This window comes from Candidatus Methylomirabilota bacterium (genome assembly GCA_035260325.1).
In the GTDB taxonomy this organism is placed as follows: domain Bacteria; phylum Methylomirabilota; class Methylomirabilia; order Rokubacteriales; family CSP1-6; genus AR19.
In genome coordinates this window covers 1-6,680 of record DATFVL010000010.1, presented here as the reverse complement: position 1 = coordinate 6,680, position 6,680 = coordinate 1, and the positions used below count along the sequence as shown (strand labels likewise).

The 6,680-nt window shown below is 69.8% G+C and carries 5 protein-coding genes; 2 read left to right on the top strand and 3 right to left on the bottom strand.

Features of this window, described 5'->3' with window-relative positions:
- Window positions 1-332: hypothetical protein (locus VKG64_00430; GenBank protein HKB23488.1), on the top strand; the 332-nt coding region annotated here is incomplete at its 5' end.
- A gap of 292 nt (window positions 333-624) precedes the next feature.
- Window positions 625-3,390 (top strand): hypothetical protein, encoded by a 2,766-nt coding sequence (locus VKG64_00425; GenBank protein HKB23487.1) that lies wholly within the window; start codon window positions 625-627, stop codon window positions 3,388-3,390.
- Window positions 3,391-3,433: 43 nt separating this feature from the next.
- Here the strand turns inward: VKG64_00425 and pyrE are convergent, their stop codons facing one another.
- The 3 genes from pyrE to carB all read right to left on the bottom strand — a co-directional run.
- The gene (pyrE, locus tag VKG64_00420; protein ID HKB23486.1) at window positions 3,434-4,003 is read right to left on the bottom strand and encodes an orotate phosphoribosyltransferase; all 570 of its coding nucleotides are present in this window, start codon (window positions 4,001-4,003) and stop codon (window positions 3,434-3,436) included.
- A gap of 168 nt (window positions 4,004-4,171) precedes the next feature.
- On the bottom strand, window positions 4,172-4,882 hold the full coding sequence (gene pyrF / locus VKG64_00415) for an orotidine-5'-phosphate decarboxylase (GenBank protein ID HKB23485.1): 711 nt from the start codon (window positions 4,880-4,882) through the stop codon (window positions 4,172-4,174).
- On the bottom strand, window positions 4,869-6,680 hold a 1,812-nt coding region (gene carB, locus VKG64_00410; GenBank protein HKB23484.1), incomplete at its 5' end, for a carbamoyl-phosphate synthase large subunit. The genes pyrF and carB, both read right to left, overlap by 14 nt.

The window sequence follows — 6,680 nt, the reverse complement described above, 5'->3', positions numbered from 1 at the left end:
CACGGCGGGTGTTCACGCTGGTGCCGTGGAAGAAGGTGTCCCGCGAGCTGGTGATCTTCAAGCCAGGATACGGGATTTGGAACTTCCGGGGGGCGCACGAGTGGGAGAAGCTGCCGCTGTGGGAGAGCCAGGCGAAGAGGGAGGAGGCCTGGAAGCGGTTCGAAGGTGAGGGCGTGGTGATGGAGCTGCCCCCACTGAAGACGCGTGAAGAACGGCTAAGGGTCTACCAGACGTTTGGGGGCAGCCCCCCCCTCGTCCCGCTCGATCGGACCAGGCGACTCCGAGAGGCCGAGGACGCCGAGCGTCGCTACCTCGGTTTTCAAACGAGGTGAGACCATGAGATACCTGGCAGCGTTCTTCGGCCTCCTGCTGCTTGCGGAGGCGGCACCAGTAGGTGCGTATGATCCCGCCACGCACAGACAACTTGCCACGAGGTCCATCGATCCAGGGATCTCTCGAGTCGACGAGTTTCTCAGGAAGGAGTTGAGTCTTGCCGACGGCGTCAGCTCCGCCTTCCCCGGAGTGACCGTTCGGGCTCCTCGACGGGTTGAGCAGCTGATCGGCGACGGAGCGCTGGCCGAGGACTCGCCGCCTTGGCGGTCGCTGAACCACTTCCACAATCCCTTGATCGATCCCTGGGACGACGCGGGGCTGCGGGCCTTCTCGATCCTGGATCTCGCGCTCGTCCGCGGCCAGTCGTCGGTTCTCTGGCAGCAGAACACGGATCAGCCGTCGAGCATGGTGTTCACACCCGTGGCGTTGGCCTCGTCGGGCGGCGCCTGGTCCTGGCAGGACGCGCGCCAACGATATCTGCAGGCGCTCACCAGGCCGCGGAAGGAGGATCGCGAGGACGAGCCGGGACGCGATAGGGCGTTCGGAGACCTGTTCGAGAACCTCGGTCATCTCGCTCATCTGGTGCAGGACGCCTTCGTCCCGGCTCACGCGCGGAACGATGCCCACCCGCCGCCGGTCCGGCACGACTGGTACGAGAAGTGGGTCGAGGAGGCGCGCACCAGTTCTGCCGACAAGTTCTCGGCCCTGCTGAATGCGACGCCGAGAGGTCCGGCGGCGTCGATCTTCACGCCGACGGGCAACAGCCGCGCGCCGGTGCCGGTGGCTCGGCTGCTCGACGGCGACACCTTCCGCGGCCTGAACGCGGACGTCCTCGGTGAGGAGAACACGCTCATCGGCGCTGCGGAGTTCACGAATGGGAACTTCCTGAGCCGAGGGACGCTCTTTCGTCGTTTCGCGCTTCCTCGCGCCGGCTCCCTGGACCCCGGGCCCATCGTCGAGCCGAGCCCAGGAAAGTTCCGGCGCTACTTCACCAAGAACCGCGACGGTGCGCGAGTCGCGTACTTCGCAACCGAGGGGATGCTGTTCGACTCGCTCGAAGCGGCGCTCGCCGCGCCCGTGCCGAGCGCGGGATGGATGCTCGACGATCTCGTGAGCGAGGACTACGCCCGCCTTCTGCTACCGCGCGCGGTCGGGTATTCGGCGGCGCTCCTCGACTATTTCTTCCGCGGCAGGCTCGACGTGGATGTCTTCGACGACGGGAGCGGGCTGCGGCTCGCGGGCACGAACGCCTCGCCGGACCTCCTCGACGGCGGGACGCTCACAGTCTACGCCGACGGCATCGACGGCGTGCGGCGGCTGGCGAGCGCCGCCGTCGCGGTCGGACGGGTCGAGGCCGGCGGAGCGCTGCCGGCGGTTCCCGTGACGCCGCCTCCAGGCGCCGAGCGCTTCGTGGCCGTCTACACCGGAACGCTGGGCGACGAGCGTGCGGCCGATACCTTCAAGGGCGGCGTGATCGGCAAGGTGCTCGGGGGCGTGCGCGTCGAGGAGGTCTTCTCGGACGGCATGCGCTGGCAGCTCCGCACGCCCCAGGGCGTGTTCCCGCTGCCTATCCCGGCTGGACGCGACAATATCGTCGAGCTCCGGTGGGGCGACGCAGACAACACGCTGGTGGGGCGCACGGACATCGGCCCCGACCGTCCGAATCTGATGCTCGCCTACAAGGTCAATCGGCCGCCGGGGTCGGTGACGATGCCGCTGCTGACGCAACCCGACGGGAGCCGCGTGGTCGACGTGCAGGAGACGAGCCGCAAGAGCTTCCCGGTCGGGCTCTATCTGGGCACGACGATCCAGTTCAGCCACACGATTCAGTACAAGCGCTACCTGACGACGCTCGTGCCGACGGTAGAGTACGAGTGGAACGGGTCGTTCTACACGTTCGCGCGCGTCGCCGACGTCCAGGCGCGGCTGGACCTCGTCGTCAACGACGCCCGGACGCTGCGGCGCAGCGATCCCGTGACCCTGGGGTGGGTCACGGAGCCCTACAACTGGTACGTGGCGGAGATCGGGCTCACGGCGGACGGCAAGATCCTGGCGCTAGTCGGAGTGTGGCTGACCTCGCCCGGGGACCAGGGCGCCGTCTTCTCCGGGCCCTTCGACCGGCCCGAGGAGATCCCGTACGAGTTTCCGCCGATGATTGGCTATACCTGGGCGCTGGTCAACGTGACGGACGGAACAGTGGTCGGTGGGAAATCGACGGCGCCGCCCGACCTGGTCATCGACCACACGACCACCGTCACGCGGGGTGGCGGAGGCCTCGGCTGGTACACCGGCGAGACGGTGATCCGTTACGTCGGCGGAGCGTTTCCGCCGCCGGAACGCCGCGAGCCGGGGGTCTTCTTTGCCCCCGGGCTCTGCGACACGCCGCCCGCCCAGCTCCTCGGCACGGTCCGCATGCAGAACGAGACGTCGGCGATCAGCGTGGTGCAGTACCGGCCCGAGATCGCAGGCCAGCAGTTCGCGGATCCGGCGCGCCTGCAGGCCCCGGACCGGACGGAGTACTGGGTGTATCTGTGCGGCCAGCCGCAGTCCGTGGGCATCGCGGTGACGGTGCGTACGAGCGAACTCACGCTGAGCCGCCTGGACACGGCGTTCCGGGCGCCGGGCGACGGGACGGGGGAGCAGCTCACGCTGCTCCTGCTTCAGTCACAGCCCCAGCTCGACTACTGGGATCTCGGGAAGATCCTGACCTGGTTTCCCGAGCGGACAACGGCGGAGCTGCGGGCCGAGCTGACGCGGCCGGCGCTGCATTATCTCCAGGCGGCGAGCCGGCAGTCGGCGCTGGTGATCACCGACGTGTACGAGCCGGACTTCGACGAGACGACGAGCCTGGTCGCGTTGACCGGCGACCCCGCGGTGCAGGTCTTCGCCACGGGCCTGTGGGACTTCCGCCTGCTCGCGCCGAGCTATCTCTACAATCCGTTCGACCTGAAGTTCTACCGGCTGGTCCCCCCGCTGATCGCCACGGCGCTCCCGGCCGCGCTGTCGGGGGCGTCGGGGAACCCGATCGGTGCGTATCACGCCGTGAGACTCCCGTAGTTCGTCCGCGTCGTGCGTAAAAGGCGAGATCCGGCTGCCGTGATCAGGCGCGGCTGCCGGGCTTGATCGCCGGCGAGCCGGTCTTGCAGAGCGGGCACTCCTCGGGCTTCCAGGTCCTGGCCTGAACGGTTGCCAGCGCGACGCGCTTGACGCCGAACCGCGCGACGCCGCCCGAGCGGTCGATCAGCGAGCCGACGCCCACCACCACGCCGCCCGCCTGCTCCACGCACGTGACGACCTCGCGCGTGGAGCCGCCGGTGGTGATGACGTCCTCGACGATGAGGCAGCGCTCGCCGCGCGCGAGCGCGAAGCCGCGGCGCAGCGTCATGACGCCGTTTTCGCGCTCGGTGAAGAGGCAGCGGCAACCGAGGGCGCGCGCCACCTCGTGGGCGACGAGGATGCCACCGATCGCGGGCGCCAGCACCGTGGCGGTCGCGGATTCGCGGAAGGGCATGGCGAGCGCCGCGCCGAGGGCGGCGGCGTGCTCGGGGAACTGGAGGACGAGCGCCGACTGGAGGTAGACGTCCGAGTGGAGCCCCGACGTGAGCCGGAAGTGGCCGCGCATGAGTGCGCCGGTCTTCTCGTAGAGGGCGAGCGTCTCCCGTTCGGTCACTGGAGCGGGGGCCGCGAGGCCGGGGGCACTCGGGGCGTGCCCTGATCCAGGTGCGTGGCGGCTGCGTTCCGCATGGCGCGATTCATTCCATCGAGCGCCGCGAGGCCGGGGGCACTCGGGGCGTGCCCTGATCCAGGTGCGTGGCGGCTGCGTTCCGCACGGCGCGATTCATTCCAGCTGACTCACGATGTCGCGCGCCACGGCGGCCGGATCGGCCGCGGCGGTGATCGGGCGGCCGACCACGAGGTAGTCGGCGCCGGCATCGCGGGCCTGGCGCGGCGTGGCGACGCGCGCCTGGTCGTCGGCGCGTTCTGCCGGGCGAATGCCCGGCGTCACGATCACCCAGCGGTTGCCGAGCGCCACCCGGAGCATCCGGATCTCGCGCGGCGAGGCGACGCATCCGTCGAGCTCCGCCTCGCGCGCGCGCTCGGCCAGACGCAGGACGTGGGCCTCGACGCTCGCCGTCACCCCGACCTCGCGCTCGAGCGTCGCGCGGTCGAGGCTCGTCAGCACCGTCACCCCGAGGCAGAGCGGGCGCGGCACGCCGAAGTCCCGCGCCGCCTTCGTCGCGGCCTCGGCGGCGGCGCGCATCATCGCGAGCCCGCCCGACGCGTGGACGTTCAGCATGAAGACGCCGAGGCGCGTCGCCTCGCGCACGGCGCCGGCGACCGTGTTCGGGATGTCGTGGTACTTGAGGTCGAGGAAGACCCGCAGACCGCGCTTCCGCGCCGCCTCGACGGCGGCCGGCCCCGCGGCGGTGAAGAGCTGCGTGCCGATCTTGCAGCCGGTGACGACACCGGCGAGCCGGCCCATCAGCGCCTCCGCCTCGCCGAGGCCCTCGACGTCGAGGGCGACGAGGAGCCGGTCAGCGGGTTTCAGCGTGGTACTCCTGCAGGCTCAGCACCTGCTGCTCGCCCTTCAGCAGCGCCTCGATCGCGGCGATCGCCGTCTGGGCGCCGTCCATCGTGAGGTAGTAGGGGATGTTCTGCGTCACCGCGGTCCGCCGGATCATGTAGGAATCCTGCCGGCCGCGCCCGTCCTCGGGCGTGTTGAAGACGAGCGCGATCTCGCCCTGCTTCATGAGGTCGAGGACGTTCGGGCGGTAGCCCTCGGCGACCTTGTGGACGAGGTCCGCGGTCATCCCGTGACGCTCGAGGACGCGCGCCGTGCCCGCCGTCGCGACGATCGAGAAGCCCATCTCGACGAGACGCTTGGCGAGCGTCATCACGAGCCGCTTGTCGCGGTTCTTCACCGAGATGAAGACCTTGCCCGAGGCGGGCAGCACCGAGCCGGCGGCGATCTGCGCCTTCAGGTACGCCTTGCGGAAGTCGCGATCGATCCCCATGACCTCGCCGGTGGACTTCATCTCCGGCCCGAGGACCGCGTCCACGCCCGGGAACTTCACGAACGGGAAGACCGACTCCTTCACCGCGATGTGGGCGAGCTCGCGTGTCTCGATCCCCGCCCAGGGCTCGAGCGACCGGCCGAGCAGCGCGCGCGTGGCGAGCTTCGCGAGCGGCGTGCCGATCGCCTTCGAGACGAACGGCACGGTGCGCGAGGCGCGCGGGTTCACCTCGAGGACGTAGATCGTCTCCTGGCGGATCGCGAACTGCACGTTGATGAGGCCCACGACCGAGAGCGCCTTCGCCAGCGCCTTCGTCTGCTCGCAGAGCGCCCGGATCTGGTCCTCACCGAGCGAGTAGGGCGGGAGCGCGCAGGCGGCGTCGCCCGAGTGGACGCCGGCCTTCTCGATGTGCTCCATGACCCCGCCGACGATCACGCGCTCGGGATCGGCGACCGCGTCCACGTCGATCTCGATCGCGTCCTCGAGGAACTTGTCGATGAGCACCGGGTGCTCGGGCGACACGCGCACCGCCTCGCGCATGTACTGGGAGAGGTCGCGGTCGTCGTACACGAGCCGCATCGCGCGCCCGCCGAGGACGTACGAGGGGCGCACGAGCACGGGGTAGCCGATCCCGGAGGCGATCGTCTGCGCCTCGGCGAGCGAGCGCGCGGTGGCGCCCGCCGCCTGGTTCAAGCCGAGCTCGCGGATGAGCGCGTTGAAGCGCTCGCGGTCCTCGGCGCGGTCGATCGCGTCGGGCGAGGTGCCGAGGATCGGCACCCCCGCCGCCTGCAGGGGCACCGCGAGCTTGAGCGGCGTCTGGCCGCCGAACTGGACGACGACGCCGAGCGGCCGCTCCTTCTCGACGATGTTGAGCACGTCCTCGAGCGTGAGCGGCTCGAAGTAGAGCCGGTCGGAGGTGTCGTAGTCGGTCGAGACCGTCTCGGGGTTACAGTTGACCATGATCGCCTCCACGCCGAGGTCGCGGAGCGCGAACGCGGCGTGGACGCAGCAGTAGTCGAACTCGACGCCCTGACCGATGCGGTTCGGCCCCGAGCCGAGGATGATGACCTTGGGGCGGTCCGTCCGCGGCGCCTCGTCCTCCTCCTCGTAGGTCGAGTAGAGATAGGGCGTGTAGCTTTCGAACTCGGCGGCGCAGGTATCGACGCGCTTGTACACCGGGCGGATGCCCAGCTTGTGCCGGCGCGCGCGCACCGAGCTTTCCTTGATGTTGAGCAGCGCCGCCAGGCGGCGATCGGCGAAGCCAAGCTGCTTGTAGCGGCGCAGGTCAGCCTTGCCCAGCGTGCTGATCTTCTGCTGCCGGATCTCGGCCTC